Origin of the sequence: Pseudokineococcus basanitobsidens, from assembly GCF_037482545.1 — a bacterium.
Classification (GTDB): Bacteria; Actinomycetota; Actinomycetes; order Actinomycetales; family Quadrisphaeraceae; genus Pseudokineococcus; species Pseudokineococcus basanitobsidens.
Genome location: NZ_JBBIAA010000024.1, coordinates 1 through 16,506, shown reverse-complemented (window position 1 = coordinate 16,506; position 16,506 = coordinate 1). Strand labels below are relative to the sequence as shown.

Annotated in this window: 22 protein-coding genes and 1 pseudogene; 11 read left to right on the top strand and 12 right to left on the bottom strand. The window is 73.0% G+C overall.

Translation table 11 applies throughout. From position 1 onward, the window contains the following. Positions 1–251: 251 nt before the first annotated feature. A complete protein-coding gene (locus tag WDZ17_RS14455) occupies positions 252–1,892 on the top strand; it encodes an RNA polymerase sigma factor (protein WP_339575877.1) in 1,641 nt (546 codons plus the stop codon). An 81-nt stretch (positions 1,893–1,973) separates the two neighbouring features. Here the strand turns inward: WDZ17_RS14455 and WDZ17_RS14450 are convergent, their stop codons facing one another. The 3 genes from WDZ17_RS14450 to WDZ17_RS14440 form a co-directional block, all read right to left on the bottom strand. Further along, complete coding sequence (locus WDZ17_RS14450) at positions 1,974–2,390, bottom strand: DUF8819 family protein (protein ID WP_339575876.1); 417 nt, start codon at positions 2,388–2,390, stop codon at positions 1,974–1,976. Beyond that, the gene (locus WDZ17_RS14445) at positions 2,387–2,893 is read right to left on the bottom strand and encodes a DUF456 family protein (protein ID WP_339575875.1); all 507 of its coding nucleotides are present in this window, start codon (positions 2,891–2,893) and stop codon (positions 2,387–2,389) included. The genes WDZ17_RS14450 and WDZ17_RS14445 overlap by 4 nt, the downstream gene beginning before the upstream one ends. 126 nt (positions 2,894–3,019) lie before the next feature. Then, on the bottom strand, positions 3,020–3,220 hold the full coding sequence (locus WDZ17_RS14440) for a DUF7455 domain-containing protein (RefSeq protein WP_339575874.1): 201 nt from the start codon (positions 3,218–3,220) through the stop codon (positions 3,020–3,022). A gap of 426 nt (positions 3,221–3,646) precedes the next feature. Between WDZ17_RS14440 and WDZ17_RS14435 the strand changes: the two genes are divergently transcribed. Then, positions 3,647–5,722: a DNA gyrase/topoisomerase IV subunit B gene (locus WDZ17_RS14435; protein ID WP_422631995.1), complete on the top strand. Its 2,076-nt coding sequence runs from the start codon at positions 3,647–3,649 to the stop codon at positions 5,720–5,722. A gap of 266 nt (positions 5,723–5,988) precedes the next feature. Here WDZ17_RS14435 and WDZ17_RS14430 read toward each other — a convergent pair whose 3' ends face one another. The 3 genes from WDZ17_RS14430 to WDZ17_RS14420 all read right to left on the bottom strand — a co-directional run bounded on the left by WDZ17_RS14430 (position 5,989) and on the right by WDZ17_RS14420 (position 7,625). After that, on the bottom strand, positions 5,989–6,885 hold the full coding sequence (locus WDZ17_RS14430; RefSeq protein ID WP_339575872.1) for a hypothetical protein: 897 nt from the start codon (positions 6,883–6,885) through the stop codon (positions 5,989–5,991). 231 nt (positions 6,886–7,116) lie between these two features. Next, the gene (locus tag WDZ17_RS14425) at positions 7,117–7,389 is read right to left on the bottom strand and encodes a hypothetical protein (RefSeq protein ID WP_339575871.1); all 273 of its coding nucleotides are present in this window, start codon (positions 7,387–7,389) and stop codon (positions 7,117–7,119) included. 5 nt (positions 7,390–7,394) lie between these two features. Continuing rightward, on the bottom strand, positions 7,395–7,625 hold the full coding sequence (locus WDZ17_RS14420; protein WP_339575870.1) for a hypothetical protein: 231 nt from the start codon (positions 7,623–7,625) through the stop codon (positions 7,395–7,397). A 123-nt stretch (positions 7,626–7,748) separates the two neighbouring features. On the opposite strand from WDZ17_RS14420, the pseudogene WDZ17_RS17530 reads away from it, so the two are divergent. The 9 genes and pseudogenes from WDZ17_RS17530 to WDZ17_RS14370 all read left to right on the top strand — a co-directional run bounded on the left by WDZ17_RS17530 (position 7,749) and on the right by WDZ17_RS14370 (position 11,946). Next, positions 7,749–8,385, top strand: a pseudogene (locus WDZ17_RS17530) (recombinase family protein). Positions 8,386–8,553: 168 nt separating this feature from the next. Next, on the top strand, positions 8,554–8,853 hold the full coding sequence (locus tag WDZ17_RS14405) for a hypothetical protein (RefSeq protein WP_339575868.1): 300 nt from the start codon (positions 8,554–8,556) through the stop codon (positions 8,851–8,853). Further along, positions 8,850–9,122, top strand: coding sequence for a YlcI/YnfO family protein (locus tag WDZ17_RS14400; protein WP_339575867.1), 273 nt, complete (start codon positions 8,850–8,852; stop codon positions 9,120–9,122). Before WDZ17_RS14405 ends, WDZ17_RS14400 begins: the two co-directional genes overlap by 4 nt. A gap of 252 nt (positions 9,123–9,374) precedes the next feature. Then, positions 9,375–9,947 (top strand): hypothetical protein, encoded by a 573-nt coding sequence (locus tag WDZ17_RS14395; RefSeq protein ID WP_339575866.1) that lies wholly within the window; start codon positions 9,375–9,377, stop codon positions 9,945–9,947. A gap of 283 nt (positions 9,948–10,230) precedes the next feature. Then, positions 10,231–10,419: a DinB family protein gene (locus WDZ17_RS14390; RefSeq protein ID WP_339575865.1), complete on the top strand. Its 189-nt coding sequence runs from the start codon at positions 10,231–10,233 to the stop codon at positions 10,417–10,419. Positions 10,420–10,434: 15 nt separating this feature from the next. Then, complete coding sequence (locus tag WDZ17_RS14385) at positions 10,435–10,782, top strand: mycothiol transferase (RefSeq protein ID WP_339575864.1); 348 nt, start codon at positions 10,435–10,437, stop codon at positions 10,780–10,782. A gap of 162 nt (positions 10,783–10,944) precedes the next feature. Then, positions 10,945–11,208 carry a hypothetical protein gene (locus WDZ17_RS14380; protein ID WP_339575863.1) on the top strand — a complete coding sequence of 88 codons (264 nt, stop codon included), beginning with the start codon at positions 10,945–10,947 and terminating at the stop codon, positions 11,206–11,208. Next, positions 11,195–11,524 carry a type II toxin-antitoxin system PemK/MazF family toxin gene (locus tag WDZ17_RS14375; protein WP_339575862.1) on the top strand — a complete coding sequence of 110 codons (330 nt, stop codon included), beginning with the start codon at positions 11,195–11,197 and terminating at the stop codon, positions 11,522–11,524. The genes WDZ17_RS14380 and WDZ17_RS14375 overlap by 14 nt, the downstream gene beginning before the upstream one ends. Before the next feature lie 92 nt (positions 11,525–11,616). Then, positions 11,617–11,946, top strand: a complete 330-nt coding sequence (locus WDZ17_RS14370) for a hypothetical protein (protein ID WP_339575861.1) — start codon at positions 11,617–11,619, stop codon at positions 11,944–11,946. A gap of 58 nt (positions 11,947–12,004) precedes the next feature. On the opposite strand, the gene WDZ17_RS14365 is transcribed toward WDZ17_RS14370, so the two are convergent. From WDZ17_RS14365 to WDZ17_RS14340, 6 genes are all read right to left on the bottom strand, one after another. Further along, a complete protein-coding gene (locus WDZ17_RS14365) occupies positions 12,005–12,823 on the bottom strand; it encodes a hypothetical protein (protein ID WP_339575860.1) in 819 nt (272 codons plus the stop codon). Further along, positions 12,820–13,113 (bottom strand): sigma factor-like helix-turn-helix DNA-binding protein, encoded by a 294-nt coding sequence (locus WDZ17_RS14360; RefSeq protein ID WP_339575859.1) that lies wholly within the window; start codon positions 13,111–13,113, stop codon positions 12,820–12,822. The genes WDZ17_RS14365 and WDZ17_RS14360 overlap by 4 nt, the downstream gene beginning before the upstream one ends. Next, the gene (locus tag WDZ17_RS14355; protein ID WP_339575858.1) at positions 13,113–13,379 is read right to left on the bottom strand and encodes an RNA polymerase sigma factor; all 267 of its coding nucleotides are present in this window, start codon (positions 13,377–13,379) and stop codon (positions 13,113–13,115) included. Before WDZ17_RS14355 ends, WDZ17_RS14360 begins: the two co-directional genes overlap by 1 nt. 272 nt (positions 13,380–13,651) lie before the next feature. Continuing rightward, entirely contained in the window at positions 13,652–14,119 is a 468-nt protein-coding gene (locus tag WDZ17_RS14350; RefSeq protein ID WP_339575857.1) for an SRPBCC domain-containing protein, read from the bottom strand. A 200-nt stretch (positions 14,120–14,319) separates the two neighbouring features. Further along, entirely contained in the window at positions 14,320–15,618 is a 1,299-nt protein-coding gene (locus WDZ17_RS14345) for an MFS transporter (RefSeq protein ID WP_339575856.1), read from the bottom strand. Beyond that, entirely contained in the window at positions 15,615–16,295 is a 681-nt protein-coding gene (locus WDZ17_RS14340) for a helix-turn-helix domain-containing protein (RefSeq protein WP_339575855.1), read from the bottom strand. The genes WDZ17_RS14345 and WDZ17_RS14340 overlap by 4 nt, the downstream gene beginning before the upstream one ends. Between the last annotated feature and the right edge of the window lie 211 nt (positions 16,296–16,506).

Below are 16,506 nucleotides of genomic sequence, written 5' to 3'. Positions count from 1 at the left end.
GCGGCCGCTGTGCGACCATGGGGCTTGCGAACCACCGGTCTCGTCATGCCCGAAAACATCGCCCGGCACGGGGCATGAACCGCGGCAGCCGCTCGTTGACCGGTGAGAGCCAGCAGGGCCTCAGGAGCACCGGGAGCACCCGGGGCCGGAGGTCCGCACCGCACCACCCCGGGCGGCTCGCGCCGTCGGTCGGACGTCCTCGCGGCGCGCCGGCCCCGCCCCTGCTCGTCCACCTCGACGGAAGGCAGTCCGTGTCGTCGGTCCCCAGCCCCACCAGCACCTCCTCCCAGCAGCTCCCCGCGGAGTTCGCCCACCCGCAGCTCCAGGAGCTCCTCGCCTCCGGACGGTCCTCCGGCAGCGTCACCGCGACGAGCCTGCGCAGCGCGTGCGAGAGCGCCGACGTGCCCATGTCCCGCATGAAGTCGGTCCTGCGGGCCCTCGACGAGGCCTCCGTCACGGTGGTGGTCGACGACCCGCAGCCGGTGGCCGCCCGCGCGAAGCGCACCGCCGCCGCGACCCGCACCCGCGCCGCGGCCACGGCCGCGGTCGCCACGGACGACGAGGCGCCCGCGACGGACGAGCCGCCCGCCCGCCCGGCGCCGAAGAAGGCGACGAAGAGCGCGACGACCCGCAAGACGGCGGCGAAGACCACCTCGACCCGCTCGACCTCCACGCGGGCGAAGAGCACGGCCGGCGGGGCGAAGGACGCCGGCAAGGACGGGGCGGCGAAGGACGGGGCGGCGAAGGACGGCGCGAAGAGCGCCCCCGCGTCCCGCGCCAAGGCGGCCGCGACCGGTCCCACCGAGGTCGTCGCCCCCGACGTCGCCGACACGCTGGCCGACGAGGACGCCGCAGCCCGTCCCACCGTCCGCGAGACCGACGAGGCGGACGCCAAGAACCAGCCCGAGGGCAAGGGCGACTCCTTCGTCCTGCGCGACGACGACGACGAGGACGCCCCGGCGGTCCAGGTCGTCACCGCCGGCGCGACGGCCGACCCGGTCAAGGACTACCTCAAGCAGATCGGCAAGGTCGCCCTCCTCAACGCCGAGCAGGAGGTCGAGCTCGCCAAGCGCATCGAGGCCGGCCTGTTCGCCGAGGAGCGGATGACCTCCGGCGAGGTCACCGACGCCCGCTACCACCGCGAGCTGCAGTGGATCGCGCACGACGGGCGCCGCGCCAAGAACCACCTGCTCGAGGCGAACCTGCGCCTCGTCGTCTCCCTCGCCAAGCGGTACACGGGCCGCGGGATGCTGTTCCTGGACCTCATCCAGGAGGGCAACCTCGGGCTCATCCGCGCGGTCGAGAAGTTCGACTACACCAAGGGCTACAAGTTCTCGACGTACGCGACGTGGTGGATCCGCCAGGCCATCACGCGCGCCATGGCCGACCAGGCGCGGACCATCCGCATCCCGGTCCACATGGTCGAGGTCATCAACAAGCTGGCCCGCGTCCAGCGGCAGATGCTCCAGGACCTGGGTCGCGAGCCCACCCCGGAGGAGCTCGCCAAGGAGCTGGACATGACGCCCGAGAAGGTCGTCGAGGTCCAGAAGTACGGTCGCGAGCCCATCTCGCTGTCGACCCCCCTGGGTGAGGACGGCGACAGCGAGTTCGGGGACCTCATCGAGGACTCCGAGGCCGTCGTCCCCGCGGACGCGGTGTCCTTCACGCTCCTGCAGGAGCAGCTGCACTCGGTGCTCGACACGCTGTCCGAGCGCGAGGCGGGCGTGGTGTCCATGCGCTTCGGCCTCACCGACGGGCAGCCGAAGACGCTGGACGAGATCGGCAAGGTCTACGGCGTCACCCGCGAGCGGATCCGCCAGATCGAGTCCAAGACCATGTCCAAGCTGCGCCACCCGTCGCGCAGCCAGGTGCTGCGGGACTACCTGGACTGATCCGACCACCGGTCGCGCAGGACGGCCCCGGACCCTCGACGAGGGTCTGGGGCCGTCCTGCGTCCCGGGGGGTTCCCGACGTCAGCGGGGCAGCGCCCCCAGCGGCGCCAGCGCGTCGCCGCTCTCCTCGCAGACCCAGTGGGGGTCGGGGCCGAGGTCCGGCAGGACGTGCAGCGCGTGCGGCTCCCGGCCGGACGGGGGTGCGTCCTCGTGCGGCAGCGGGCACAGGGGCCAGCGCGTGCCGAGCTCGTCGAGGAGGGCCTCCTGCACGTCCTGGGCCACCTGGCCGGCGACGTGCTCGGCGCCCTCGGGCCACGCGTCCAGCCACCAGCGGCGCTCGCGCACGCGGGCGTCCACGAGGTCGACGACGGGAGCGGCGTCGAGGCCGCGGGCGGCGAGGTCGTGCACGACCAGCGCCCGGGCCGCCAGGAGCGCGGCGTGGGTGGGCCCCGCGTCCGGCCCGGGCCCGGGCGAGGGGACCACGTCGTCGCCGCTCACGGCAGCCACCACAGCACGGCGGTGAACCACAGCGTCGCGCAGACGAGGACGGCGGCCAGCTCGATGAGCAGCGCGACGCCGGCGGCGCGCAGGCCGGTCTTCGTGCTCGCCCACGCGGCGGCGGCGTCGGGCTGGCGGTGCCGTTCGGCGAGGTAGAGGCCGCCGAGGAAGCCGAGCACGAGGCCCAGGACCGGGACGACGAAGAAGCCGACGACGCCCACGAGCCCCGCGACGACCAGGGACCGGTTGGGCACACCGGCGCGCTTGAGCGAGACCCCCGCGGTGAGGTACTCGAGCAGCTGGCCCGCGGCGAGCACGACGACGACGCCGACGAGGACCCACCACGCGGCGCCCCCGGTGACGAGCGCCCAGACCAGGACGGACGCGGCGACGAGCAGGCCGCCGGGCAGGACCGGCACGACCGTGCCGACCACCCCGACGACGACGCCGGCGCCGGCGAGCACGGTGACCGTCCCGGCGAAGCCGTCGAGCAGCTCACCCACGGCGCCGCCCGCGCCGCGCGCCCCCGCCGGGACGGCCCGGACGCACGACGGCCGCCGTCCCACGCGGGGACGACGGCCGGGGTGCGGCAGCCGGGAGCAGGGGCCGCCCGGTCACGGGTCGGTGCGTCAGGAGCCGGCGAGCCGCGAGGACTCGTCGACGATGTCGGCGCCCGACTCGCGCAGGCTCTCCTCGTGCTCGCGGCCGTGGTGGTTGCAGAAGTACAGCTCGCCGCCGGACGGGAGCGTGACCAGGAGGTAGGCCTGGGCGCCGCAGCGGTCGCAGCGGTCGGCGGCGGTGAGGTTCTCAGGGGCCAGGGTGGCGTTCACGGCGTCCTTCCCAGGTGCTCTCGGTGGCGCAGGAGTCTCCACGAGCGGTCCCGTGGTCTCGGGAGGTCCAACAGTGCACCACGGCCGCTCCGTTCCCCCATCGGCGCCGCGGCCGTTCGCCACGGGAGAAACCCGCGCCCGGCCGCTCCCGCGCCGGCTCGCTCACCCGTCCGGCGCATCGGCCCCCGACCGGGTCCCCGACCGGGCTGCCTACCGGACCACCGACCGGCCGGCGTCGCGGTCCCGGGCGCCGTCGCACCCGCCGTCTAGCCTGGAGGCGTGGCCCAGCAGACGTCAGAGCAGCAGCCGACGTCGGAGCAGCCGACGTCGCAGCAGCAGGTGGCGGCGGGGCGGGCGTCCGCGCCGCGCCCGCGTGCCGGCGGCGCCGCCTCCCGGGACGACGCCTACACCGCCCGGCACCTGTCGGTGCTCGAGGGTCTCGAGGCCGTCCGCAAGCGCCCCGGCATGTACGTCGGCTCCACCGACTCCCGGGGCCTCATGCACTGCCTGTGGGAGGTCATCGACAACGCCGTCGACGAGGCCCTCGGGGGGCACGCGAGCCGGATCGACGTCGTCCTGCACGCGGACGGCTCCGTCGAGGTCCGCGACGACGGGCGCGGCATCCCCGTCGACGCCGAGCCCAAGACCGGCCTGTCCGGCGTCGAGGTGGTCTTCACCAAGCTCCACGCGGGCGGCAAGTTCGGCGGTGGCTCGTACGCCGCCTCGGGCGGGCTCCACGGCGTCGGGGCCTCCGTCGTCAACGCCCTGTCCGCCCGCCTCGACGTCGAGGTCGACCGCGGCGGCCGGACCCACGCGATGAGCTTCCGTCGCGGAGAGCCCGGCGTCTTCGACGACGGCGACGCCGGGCCCCGGGCGGACGCGCCCTTCACGCCCTTCACGGACTCCTCCGAGCTGCACGTCAGCGGGAGGGCCCGGAAGGGAGCCCCCAGCGGCACGCGCGTGCGCTACTGGGCCGACCCGCAGGTCTTCCTGCGGGAGGCGGCCTTCTCCTACGAGGAGCTCTTGGCCCGCGCCCGGCAGACCGCCTTCCTCGTGCCGGGCCTCCACCTCGTCCTCGTCGACGCCCGGGACGGGGCCGAGGGTGCGCGCACGGAGGAGCTCCGCTTCGACGGCGGCATCGCCGAGTTCGCCGACCACCTGGCCACCGACGCACCCGTGAGCGACGTGTGGCGGCTGCAGGGGAGCGGCCGGTTCACCGAGACGGTGCCGGTGCTCGACGCGATGGGGCACCTGGAGCCGACGGAGGTCGAGCGCGAGTGCGTCGTCGACGTCGCGCTGCGCTGGGGCACCGGGTACGACACGACGCTGCGCAGCTTCGTCAACATCATCGCGACGCCCAAGGGGGGCACGCACGTCGCCGGGTTCGAGGCGGCGCTGCAGAAGGTCCTGAAGAAGGTGATCGAGGAGAACGCCCGTCGGCTGAAGGTCAGCTTCTCGAGCAAGCCGGGAGGCGACAGGCTCGAGCGCGACGACGTCCTGGCCGGCCTGACGGCCGTCCTCACCGTCCGTCTGGCCGAGCCGCAGTTCGAGGGCCAGACGAAGGAGGTCCTCGGCACCTCCGCGGTGCGGGGCATCGTCAGCCGGGTCGTCGACACCGAGCTGACGGCGCGGCTGCGGTCCACCGCGCGGCAGGACCGGACGCAGTCCGCCGCGGTGCTGGACAAGGTCGTCTCCGAGATGAGGTCGCGCATCAGCGCGCGCCTGCACCGCGAGACGCAGCGGCGCAAGAGCGCGCTGGAGAGCTCCTCCCTGCCGACCAAGCTCAAGGACTGCCGCAGCAGCGACCCCGGGCACAGCGAGCTCTTCATCGTCGAGGGCGACAGCGCGCTCGGGACGGCGAAGGACGCCCGGGCCAGCGAGTACCAGGCCCTGCTGCCGATCCGCGGCAAGATCCTCAACGTCCAGAAGGCCTCGCTCGCGGACATGCTCGGCAACGCCGAGTGCGCCGCCATCCTCCAGGTCATCGGCGCCGGGTCCGGCCGGTCCTTCGAGCTGGAGGCGGCCCGCTACGGGCGCGTCATCGTCATGACGGACGCCGACGTCGACGGGGCGCACATCCGCACGCTGCTGCTGACCCTGTTCTTCCGGTACATGCGCCCTCTCGTCGAGGCGGGGCGGGTCTTCGCCGCCGTCCCCCCGCTGCACCGGGTGGAGGTCGTCGGCGCCGGACGCCGTCCGGCCGAGGTCCTCTACACGTACTCCGAGGCCGAGCTCACCCGCACGCTGCGCGACCTGGAGAAGAAGGGACGCCGCTGGAAGGACTCCATCCAGCGCTACAAGGGCCTCGGCGAGATGGACGCCGACCAGCTCGCGGAGACGACGATGGACCCGGCCCGACGCACCCTGCGCCGGGTCCGCGTCGAGGACGCCGCCGCCGCCGAGCGGGTCTTCGAGCTGCTCATGGGCGGCGAGGTCGCCCCCCGCCGGGACTTCATCGTCGAGGGGGCCGCCGAGCTGGACCGCGAGCGCATCGACGCCTGAGAATTGCTGGCCAGTGCCCGCGGACCGGCGAGGCCCGCGGAACGTGATGGCGGCCGCTGACCCAGCGCGGCCGACCGTGCTGGGAGAAGCGTGAGGCGGCTGTCGACCAGCGACGCCCCTTGCTGCTTCAGATGACGCGCGTTGACCGGGACGCTGGTCCGGACGGGGCTGCTGGGACGCAGCTGGCGAAGCGGCGTCCGAGGAGCGTCGTCAGCAGCAGCGTTGCCGGATGGGGGTCGCTTGCTGGGACGGGTCGTCGGGGTGGTTCAGGCTCCGAAGGGCTGGGTCTCAGGAAGGTGCTGAGGCTCCGCGAGCGGTCCTCTGCAGGTCCGGATCGTGGCCTCGTGCACGATCGCCAGCCAGTGCTCGAGGTCGTCGTCGGTCGTGATGGGCAGAGCCAGGTCGTAGCGACTCCACCCGCCCTCTCGAGGCACCCAGGACAGCGACTGCTCCATCGAGTCGGGGTCCTGCTGCCGGCGAGTCTCGAGGTCTGCGTTGACCTGCTGCCACTCCGCTGCGGTGAGCATGCGGCCGAGGTCCCACATCCACGTGTCGTGGTAGCCGGTGCGGGGATTGCGGCCGCGGTGCAGGTCGACGTCGACTTTGAGGTCTCGTGCTCCGTCTCGGGACTGGACGTTGACCTGGACCTCGATGCCACGTCCTTCACCGAGGTCGCGGTGCCAGACGAAGGCCCCCCGCTTGATCAGCCCGAGGGCCTTGAGGTCGGCGCGCAGGACGTCACGGACCCGCTTCTTGACGACCTGGGTGGGGATCGCTGCTCGTGGTGTCGCGATGTGGTCGGCGTAGCCGGACCCGTCCTCCAGGGGCAGGTAGACGTCACCACCGTCGGCGCCCTGGAAGTCGAAGACCACGAGCCCGTGGTGATGAGCGATGTCGACCAGGCGCGCCAGGTCGTGGGCCGAGGAGGAGTACGACAGGTTCAGGTCCATCAGGTCACCAGCGCCCTCCGCGGTTGCGGACGGCTCCGAGGCCCACATCTCGTCATCGGGCAGCGCCTGCAGGAGCTCCGCCAGGAACGCCTGCAGCGACGGAGCCGCCGGGACGTCGACGTCCTCCACGGCGGCAAGCTGCTCGTACCGGGCTAGAGCCTCGGCGTTGTCCTCGGGCTGAGGGCCCACCCACCCCGCGATGTCGTAGGACATGCTCCGGACGCTACGCAACCGCCCCGGGCCAAGCGGTGGAACACCGGCCGCATCCCTCCACCGGGCCCGTGTCGAACATGTGCGTGCGAATCGCCGCCTCCCGGTGGTCGATACCGAGTGAACGACAACGGGTGGTGGCTGGGGACGTTGCCGACCACGCGTGGTCGCACGGGCCAACTTCATCGCCGGCCTACGACGAAGATCGAACACAAAGAGGAGCGGGCGATGGGGTCAGGCGTCCTGGGTGCTGCCGTAGCGCTGGCGTGCTGCTTCGCCGGAGGTGCCGAGCAGGGCGCCGATCGAGGACCAGGAGTACCCGTGGGCGCGTGCTCCGGCGACGGCTTCGGTGATCGAGCGCTCGGCTCGGGAGCGGGACAGGACCGCTTCCCGCAGGGCCAGGTAGCTCTGCGGGTCGCGCTCGTCGTGCTCGGAGGGCTCGTAGTCCTCGAAGCGCTGGGCGAGCTCGTCGGCGTGGGCGAGGATGTCGTGGACGGTGCGCGGCATGGTCATCACCTCAGGAACTTCGCTCGGGCCTTCATGGCATGGACGATGACGGGGGCCAGCACGCCCTCGACCACGCCGACCTCGTAGACGATCGCGGCGCGGTTGGCGCCGATGACCATCGTGAAGCCGTCGTCGAGCTCGAAGACGCGCAGCGGGTGGGCGTAGGCGTGAAGCATGTCCTCGTCGCTGACGCCGTGCTTGCGGGCGCTGTCGGCGATGACCGGCTCGACGCCCATGCCGACAAGTTAACTTGTGTCGGGCGGTGCCGTCGAGTCACCGTCGCCGGTGGCGGCCATCGCGCCGCTGCCGGCTCCGGTGCGAGGAGGCCCCGGGGCGGCCACCCCCTTGGGAGTCTCGCCATGACCGCACTGCAGGTGGGCTACGCCCGCGTGTCCACCGACGGCCAGGACCTCACCGCCCAGCGCGACGGCCTGCAGGCCCTCGGCGTGCCGGCCGCGCGGGTCTACGTCGACCACGGCCTGACCGGCACCAACCGCGACCGACCGGGCCTGCGGGAGGCGATGGCCGCCTGCCGGGAGGGCGACACCCTCGTGGTGACCAAGCTCGACCGCCTCGTCCGGTCTATACCGGATGCCCGCAGCATCCTCCGAGGAGCTGACCGCCCGGCAGGTCCGCCTCAGCCTCGGGGGGTCGGTGCACGACCCGCTGGACCCGGTCGGGCGGTTGCTGTTCACCGTGCTGGCCATGGTCGCCGAGTTCGAGGCCGATCTGATCCGCATGCGCACCCGGGAGGGCGTGCGGGTCGCCAAGGCCAAGGGCCGCCTCCATGGCCGGCAGCCGAAGCTCAGCGCGAAGCAGGAGGCGCACCTGGCGGTGCTGGTCGGCACGGGGGAGTACACGACCCTGGAGGTCGCCGAGCTCTTCGGCGTCGGACGCTCCACCGTGTACCGAGCCGTCCACCGCGCCGGGGCCCGCGCCGGCGCCTCCGTCCGGTCGGACAGGGCGACCCCGACCGGCGGAGTGACGTCCAGGTGAGCTCGCGCGGCCGTCCCGCACCCGACACCCCTGCGGGACGGCCGCAGCGCCGTCATCCCTCGAACCGCCAAGAGGTCCTCGCCGTGCCAGCAGGCGGTCGCCATACGGGACGGGCCCCGGTCGTCGACGGCCGTAGCCAGCCGTAGTCGGTCGTATTACGCTCACCGCGTGGAAAGGTTCGATGTCGACGCCCTCGACGACGAGCCCTTCGAGGTCGACGGCCAGGTCGCGCACCTCTTCACGCACCCGGGTCTGGGCCTCGAGGACGTCGAGGAGGCGTGGGCGAGCGACCCGTTGTTCTACCCGGCCACCCCACCGGCGCACTGGCTGATGGTGGCCGAGGTCGCCGGGAGAGTGCTCACCGTGCCGCTCGCGCCATCGCGCTCCGGCGACCATCGCCGCTGCCGACCCATCGGCTGCTACGAGGCAGCCGCCCACCTCGCACGCCGCTACCGGGAGGACCGATGAGCACCCACGACCAGGAGCCTGCGGCGACGGCCCCGATGACGCCCGAGCAGGAGAACGCCTTCTACGCCGACCCGCACAACCAGACCCCCCAGGGACCGCCGGTCCGCCGCCGACGAGGCGGCACCGCCAAGCTGAGCGACCCGGTGCCCGTGCGCTTCCCCGAGGACCTGCTGGAGCAGGTGCGCCGACGCGCCGCGGCGGACGACAGGTCCTTGTCGAACTGGATCCGTCGGGCCGTGGAGCACGAACTCACCCGACCCGGCGCCTGAAGCCTTCCCGACCGGCGATCGACAGCGGGACGCTGTCCGGCCAGCGATCGACAGCGGGACGCTGATCGGCCAGCGATCGACAGCGGGACGCTGACGATCGACGACGCGACCGGTGGGGCCGGCGAGAGGAACTCGCTCACAGGTGGTCTTGAGAGCCGCTGAGCAGCCGAGGACGTCGACGACGCCATACACGGCCTTGACCCGTCCGAGGACAGTGCTGACAGCCCGCCTCCGCGACGGCGACACTGAGCCATGCCCATCACGGCCGCGGACCAGCCGCCCTCTCGGCGCCGCCTCGCCCTGCCGCTGACCGCCGGCGCCGCGCTGTGGGCCTTCGCGCACTACCTCCTGGCCTTGCCCGGAGCCCACGACACCGCCGGCATCCAGACGTGGGCCCTGGCCACGAGCTGGGTCATCAGCACCGCCGGAGCTGCCCTCGCGCTCGTGTGCACCTACCTGCTCGCGCGTCGCCTCGAGATCCACCTCACGTCCCGGGACCGCACCCCACAGCCGCCACAGCCTGCGAGCTCTGGCCGACGACGCTGGTCATCCGCGACCATCCTCATCGCCGTCGGAGCCGCGGTCACCGCCCTGTCCCAGCTGCTGTGGGTATTCGTCGGACCGCTCCCGTCGTGGGCCTTCACCCTCGTCGACATCGTCGGCGGCGTCGTGGCTCCCGCCGCGCTGACCCTGGGCATCTACCTGGCCCTGCGGCGGCTCGAGGATCACCTCGCCGGCTACCACCGCGGCAGGGCGCCGAAGGCACCCGACGCCGGGGGACAGCGTCACGCATCGGGCCTGACCAGCCCATACGTCATATCCTGAGTTTGTCGGCCCGGCCGCGAGAGCCCTGGAACGGGCAGGGGACCGACGGTGCGGGCACCACCCACGTCACCATTGGAATTGTTTGAACCACAGGTGGCCAGCCACTCGACATGCCTCGCCGGCAGAGCGTCGCGCAGTCGATCCACAGCGGGGCACCGGAGGGGCGGGCGCCAGCTCCGTCGTCGGGTGCGGTTGGCGCACCCGGCAGGCAGTCGGCTTACCGCCGTCGGCCAAGGAGCACGTCGGTGGTGCAGGGATGAACGGCTCCGACATCCTGACCGGCATGGATGACCAACACCGCTCGACCGTCGTCGTGCACGAGCGGGTCGACACCCGCACGGACGGGCCCAAGACCGGCGGGGAACGGGAGGTCCTCGACCACTTCCTCGAGCTGTACCGCGAGACCGTCCTGCTCAAGATCGCCGACCTCGACGCCGAGCAGCTCGCTCGACGCGCACTGCCCCCGTCCTAGCTGAGCCTGGTGGGCGTGGTCCGGCACCTGACCGAGGTCGAGGCCTACTGGCTGCGCGTGGTCCTCCTCGACGAGCAGGACGTGCCGGACTACTACTGCACACCTACCAGCCCGGACGGGGACTTCGACGACGTCGAGGCGGCCACCGCAGCAGCCGACGTCGCGGCCTACGAGCGGGAGCTCGTCACCACGCGCGTAGCCGCCGCGGCCTGGGTCGATCTCGACGCTCCCGTTCGTGGCCGGCGCAGAGGAGAGCCGGTGAACCTGCGCTGGATCCTGGTCCACCTCATCGAGGAGTACGCCCGTCACCTGGGCCACATGGACCTGCTGCGCGAGGCCGTCGACGGCCGAACCGGCTACTGAGAACGAGGCTGGGGACGCCGGTACGAAGCGCCCTTGGCTCCTGATGCCGACCGGCTGAGGGTGAGCCCGCAAAGCGCGCCCCCTGGCGATCGGCGACTGGCACGCAGAGGCAGGGCGCCGACGGCCTCGACGGCGGCGCCGTGTACGACGGATCGTAGACACGTGACGACGACCACCGGGGCCAGCGAGGTCTGGCAAGCACGGATCGACCACGAGCTCGCCGCCCAGCTACGCGCCGACTCCCAGGTCCTCGGCCTCGACGGGCGCACCGAGATCGTGCGCGCCGCCCTCCAGCTGCTGCACCAGCGAGCAGCCGAGGAACGGATGGCCCGTGACGTCGACGACTTCTACGCCGGCCAGGCGCCACCGCTGCCGATCGGCGTGCGACCGGCAGCAGACGACGCGGCCGACGGTGCCCCGGCCTGAGCCCTTCCGCGGGGAGGTCTGGGACGTCGACTTCCCGGACGTCGGGACCCACCCCGCCGTCGTGCTCAGCGCCAATCCCCTCAAGACCAGGCTCGGCCACGTCGCCGTCATCCCCGTCACCGGCACCCCCGGACCGGCCGCCACGCACGTGCCCCTGACCTCCGACGCCGGGCTCACGCGCTCCCCGGAGTCCTACGCCGACGTCACCGCCCTGCAGCCGGTCGACCGGGCGCGGCTGCTGCACCAGCGCGGGAGGCTGGTCCCCAGCGAGATCGACCGGCTGGCAGCGCAGCTCCGCACCTCCCTCGGCCTGTGACCAGACGTGGCTGGTGGTCCTCCGCGGGGACCCGTCCCGGCTGGACCTCGACTGCCGCCGCGGGCACTGGGGCACCGCGCCAGACTGATGTCGTGCAGGTCGAGCTTCCCGACGAGCAGTGGGACGCCCTGTCGTCCGGACGACTGGAGGGTCCTGACGGCAGGCGCTACCAGCGGCGGTCGACGCGGATGCGTCGTCGCCAGGTCGACGACCTCCTCAGCAGCGGCGCGCCGCTCGTCCTGTACTGGTACGGCGGCTCACAGCTCGACTGGTGCGACGGCGAGGACGCGAGGCGTGCCTGGGAGGCGGCACGCAGTCGGCTCACCACCTCGGTGCCCCGTCCGGACGGGGACGTCGTCTGGACCGCTGGCGAATGGGTCAGCGACGACACGAGCCTGGTCCTGCTGACGGGCACCTGCTGACCCAGCTGGCGATCGGATGTGGCAGAGATGCCCCAGGTGTCCTCGCGCGGTGACCGGTTCAGCAGGTCTCTTCGGTCAGCCCTCGGTGGCACTCGCCCAGGAGGGTGACGGTCGCGGTCGACCCGTCCTGGTAGCCGACACGGACCCGGATGCCGTCGGGGTCGGCGACGTCCTCGAGCTCGTCGCCGGGGAACCAGAGCGCCCACGCTCCCGAGCTGACGGTGGCGACGACGTCGCCGTGGTCCTCGCTGGCGTAGGTGACGGTGTCGACGTCCTCACCGGCACGCCCTGTGAGCTCGGAGACCTCACCGGCTTCCACGGTGGCGGTGCCGGAGATGAGGACCGTCAGCTCCCGAGGACCGGGCACGCGGCCGCCGTCGCCGGCCCCGCCGGAAGAGTTCTCATCCGGCGGGTCGGTGGTCAGGCAGCTGCCGAAGAAGCCGCCCGGGTCGGTGAGCACGACCTGGGTCCAGCGACCGCGCCGTTCGGTGATGGCAACGTCGGCGTCCTGTGCCGGGAGCGTGTCGGGGCCCTTGCCCGTCAGCAGGTCGCGGCACTCGTCGGCCACGGTGGCGCTCTGCTCGGGGGACAGGCCGCTCGGGTAGGCGGTCCATGTGGCGAAGGCGGAGTTCTCGCCCAGGACAGGGGGCAGCACCAGCAGGCTGGTCGTGGCGGCCGCGACGAGGCCACCGGCGACGGCGATCCGCCGTCCGGTGCGGGGACGTCGAGGGGTGCCGTCGTGCTGCGGTGGTGCAGGCGTGGCCGAGGCGAGGATGCGCTCGAGGTCGGCGGCTGCCCGGCTGCCGCCGGCGGTGGTGTCGGCGGTCGTGGGGTCGAGGGTCCGAAGGGCGGCGTCGAGGTCGCGTGCTGTGGTCACGGGGTGCTCCTCGCGGTGGCCGGCGTCGGGGTCGGCGCCGCGGGTGGCTGGTGCTGCAGGTGGAGCCTCAGAGCCCGTCGGGCGCGAGACAGCCGCAGGCGGAAGGCCACGGGCGAGATGTCCAGCACGCGCGCGGCTCTGGGGGCGTCGAGCTCTTCGAAGACGGCCAGCCCGAGCACCTCTTGCTGGGCCTCGGACAGACGTCGCCATGCCCGGGCCAGGTCGACCCGGTCGACGACGGCGTCGACGTCGTGGTGGCTCTGCTGACCGGTGACCTCGTCCTCGGCCATCAGGCGTAGCCCGAGGGCGCGGCGGCGGCCGAGGCCACGCTCCCGGTTGAGCAGGGTGTGGCGGTGATGCCGTAGACCCAGGCGCGGGCGTCCCCGAGGTCGGGCGGGACGTCCTCGAGGCGTCGCCAGACCACCAGGAAGGTGTCGGCGACCACGTCCTCGGCCTCTCCCGGCCCGGCCCTGAGACGCACGAAGCGCAGCAGCTGCGGGCGCAGCTCGTCGTAGAGCAGCCGGAAGCGCTGCTCCCGGGGGGTGGATGAGCTCATGCCCTGTTCATGTCCGGCTCGCTGGTGGATGTGTCGCTGCCCGGACGTCGACGACGACGGTGGACCACCGGCGTGGAGGGCGACCCACCCCACCGTCCCTCGTCGCTGACCGCCGGTCCCCGGCCCGGCGTGAAGCCTGCCGAAGAGCCGTCCCCCGCGGACGCTGCCCGCCCCTCACAGCCGGCGGCGGCGGCGCCGTCGCCCGCTCCTCGCCGCAGGGACGGGGAGAGCAACCGGGTCGAGCCTGATGGGGGACGTCGGGTCTGCTCCGGTCACCCGTCGTGCTCCTGCCGGAAGCGCTCGAGGGCCGTCGGCCAGGCCTCGGCGAACTGGTCCCGGTAGGCAGCCGCGCCTTGCCCGTGGCGGTCCCAGTCGTCGTGGGTGACCGCGACGGTCGTGCCGCCGCCGTCCTCGGCGGTGAAGGAGACGGCGACGGTGCTCGCCTGGGCGGGGTCGGGGACCGGCACCCGGTCGGCAGAGATCTGCCAGGTGAAGGACAGCGACGCCGGCGGGTCCCAGTGCTGGATGCGGCCCCAGTCGATGCGGAAGCCGTGCGGGCCGGTCTCGGTGAGGAGCCCGCCAGGGCGGCAGTCCATGCCGATGGAGACCAAGAGGGCGGGCTGGGACCAGGTGAACTCCGCCGGCCACCAGGAGCCGAAGCCGTCGGTGAACCTCGCGAAGGTCGCGGGCGGTGGAGTCGGGACGGTGACGGACGCGGTCAGCGCGCGGATGTCGACCATCACGGCACGGTAGGGCCCGACTGCCGCAGCGGGTGAGACCAGCCGTCTGCTCCGAGGGCGTCCCAGATCACGATCCCCTCGTGACACAAGATCACATCGGGCGCCCGCGCCCCGGCTCGAGCGCCGGAGTGCTCCGTCAGGCGGTCGCTTACTGGGATGCGACGAGGTGCCGCGGTTCGGCTTGGGTGAGGTGGGCGGGGTCAGCGGGAAGGTGGGGCGCGGCGGGCACTGAGCTGTCGCCAGCTACCGCCGGTGAGCGGGGCGAGGGCGACGAGGACGTAGGCGACACCGATGACGGCGAAGACTAGGCGAAGGTCGAAGACATCGGCGGCCACGCCGCTGAGGAAGGAACCGACCGGAATGCCCGCCCAGGCGATGGAGATCATGAGGGTCTGGACGCGGGCGAGCATCCGTGGCGGTGCGAGCTCGAGGCGCAGCGTCCCGATGAGGGGGTTGAGCATCCCGGCGGCGAGGCCGGTGCCCACGGCGACGGCGACGAGGGGGAAGGTCTGGGCGCCGAGGGCGAAGGCCACCGACAGCGGTCCGCCGGTGAGGGCGAAGGCGCCGACGAACAGGGCTCGGCGGGGTAGGCGGTGGCCCCAGGCGCTGAACAGGGCGGCGCCGGCGAGGGCGCCGGCGGCGAGGGCGCCGCTGATGAGGCCGGCGGCTGTGGCGTTGCCGAGCTCGCCGTTGGGGCCGTTGAGCTCTTCCAGCGCGTAGAGGGGGAGCAGGACGTTGAGGCGGGCGGTGTCGAAGGCGTTGAGGACCAGGACGACGAGGGCGATGTTGCGCAGGAGAGGTGTGGCCAGGACGAAGCGGGCGCCGTCGGCGAGCTGGCGCCAGTAGCCGGCGCCGTCCTTCTCGGTGCTCTGCTCGTCGTCGTCCTCGTGGGTGGGGGTGGCGCGGGGGACCAGGGCGGTGACGAGGAGCGCGGAGACGGCGAAGAAGGCGGCGTCGACGAAGAACGCCTGCGCGGGGCCGAGCAGCATGACCAGCACCCCGCCCAGGGGGGCGGCGGCGAGCATGGCGGTGCGCTCCGCCCCGGTGACCAGGCCGACAGCGCGTTCGAGCGGGACGTCGGCGCCGCGAGCGAGGCTGGGCAACAGCACCGTGCGGGCGGTCTGGCCCGGGGTGTCGAACAGGCCGCTGACAAACAGCACGGCGAGCAACCCCCACAGCGGCAGGCTCCCGGTCGAGCCGAGGACGGCGATCGCGAGCACGGTGAGCCCGCTGATGATGTCGGCGGCAATGCTGGATAGGCGGTAGCCGATCCGGTCGACGAGGACACCGGCGAGCGGTCCACCGAGGACGATGGGGAGCGTCGCCGCGGTCACGGCCAGGCCGACCTCGGTGTTGGAGCCGCCGATGGAGCGGACGTAAAACGGCGTAGCGAAGACGGTGATGGTGTTGCCGGCCTGCGCCATGGTGTGGGCGACGGCCAAGCCACCCAACGCCAGCCGTGGACGTCGTACCGGCGGCGTCGGCGCCGGGGCGCTCACGGCTCCTCCGTCTCGTCCCGCGGTGTGGGTGGGGCCTGCTCGGGGTCGGGGAAGAGCTGGTACTGCATCGAGACGACGACCGCGTCGGCGGGGACGTCACCGCTGCCGGCGGGGACGGCGGGGTCGTGCTGGCGGTAGCGGGCGAGCAGGGCGCCCAGGTCCTCGCGCAGGGTGGCGACCTCGTCGGGGGCCAGGCTCAGCATCCGGTCGCCCATGGTGGGCAGCGCCTGCCACTGCTCGGGCCAGGTGTGCTCGGCCACCAGCCACGCCCGGGCCCGCTCGGCGTAGAGGTCGACGACCGCCCGGTGGTAGTCCTCGCTGGCCGCAGCGTGCTCGTCGTCGCCGGCGGTGGGGCGCTGGGTGTAGGTGAGCTGGCTGACGGCCTTCCACCACCGGTCCCGCCCGTGCACCTGCCGTCCGGCGAGGTCGGCCTCGTCGGCGTCGGTGACGAATCCCGCCGCGGCCAGCTGCCGCAGGTGGTAGCTCGTCAGCCCGGAGGACTCACCGCACCGATGCGCCAGCCGGCTGGCCGTCGAGGGCCCCTCGACCCGCAGCAGCCCGAGCATCCGCAGTCGTAGCGGATGGGCCAGCGCCTGCAGCCGGGACGCCTCGATGACCACGTCCGCGGGAGACACCCCGGGCGGGGGTGAGGAGGTGCCGTGGTCGTGGTCAGCCATGCCCCGGAACCTACCCTGCAAGGGTAGCTTTGCAAGCTGCATTTTGCATGGATGCGTCCGTCACCGGTCGTGGCTCGGAAGGGGGCTGGGGTCCCGATGGCCACCACCGCCTGACTGGTGGTCCCGCTTCCCGGTTGAGGATCGTCAGCGGACGGTCAGGCACCTGTCTCGGCCCAAGGACGGAGGCCGTTGACATGCCGCCACCGACAAG

Coding starts and splice junctions, on each gene's coding strand:
- WDZ17_RS14430 (WP_339575872.1), bottom strand. CDS start 6,885: ATGTCCTACGACATCGCGGGGTGGGTGGGCCCTCAGCCCGAGGACAAC.
- WDZ17_RS14425 (WP_339575871.1), bottom strand. CDS start 7,389: ATGCCGCGCACCGTCCACGACATCCTCGCCCACGCCGACGAGCTCGCC.
- WDZ17_RS14420 (WP_339575870.1), bottom strand. CDS start 7,625: ATGGGCGTCGAGCCGGTCATCGCCGACAGCGCCCGCAAGCACGGCGTC.
- WDZ17_RS14400 (WP_339575867.1), top strand. CDS start 8,850: ATGAGCACCCACGACCAGGAGCCTGCGGCGACGGCCCCGATGACGCCC.
- WDZ17_RS14395 (WP_339575866.1), top strand. CDS start 9,375: ATGCCCATCACGGCCGCGGACCAGCCGCCCTCTCGGCGCCGCCTCGCC.
- WDZ17_RS14390 (WP_339575865.1), top strand. CDS start 10,231: ATGGATGACCAACACCGCTCGACCGTCGTCGTGCACGAGCGGGTCGAC.
- WDZ17_RS14360 (WP_339575859.1), bottom strand. CDS start 13,113: ATGGCCGAGGACGAGGTCACCGGTCAGCAGAGCCACCACGACGTCGAC.
- WDZ17_RS14355 (WP_339575858.1), bottom strand. CDS start 13,379: ATGAGCTCATCCACCCCCCGGGAGCAGCGCTTCCGGCTGCTCTACGAC.
- WDZ17_RS14350 (WP_339575857.1), bottom strand. CDS start 14,119: ATGGTCGACATCCGCGCGCTGACCGCGTCCGTCACCGTCCCGACTCCA.
- WDZ17_RS14340 (WP_339575855.1), bottom strand. CDS start 16,295: ATGGCTGACCACGACCACGGCACCTCCTCACCCCCGCCCGGGGTGTCT.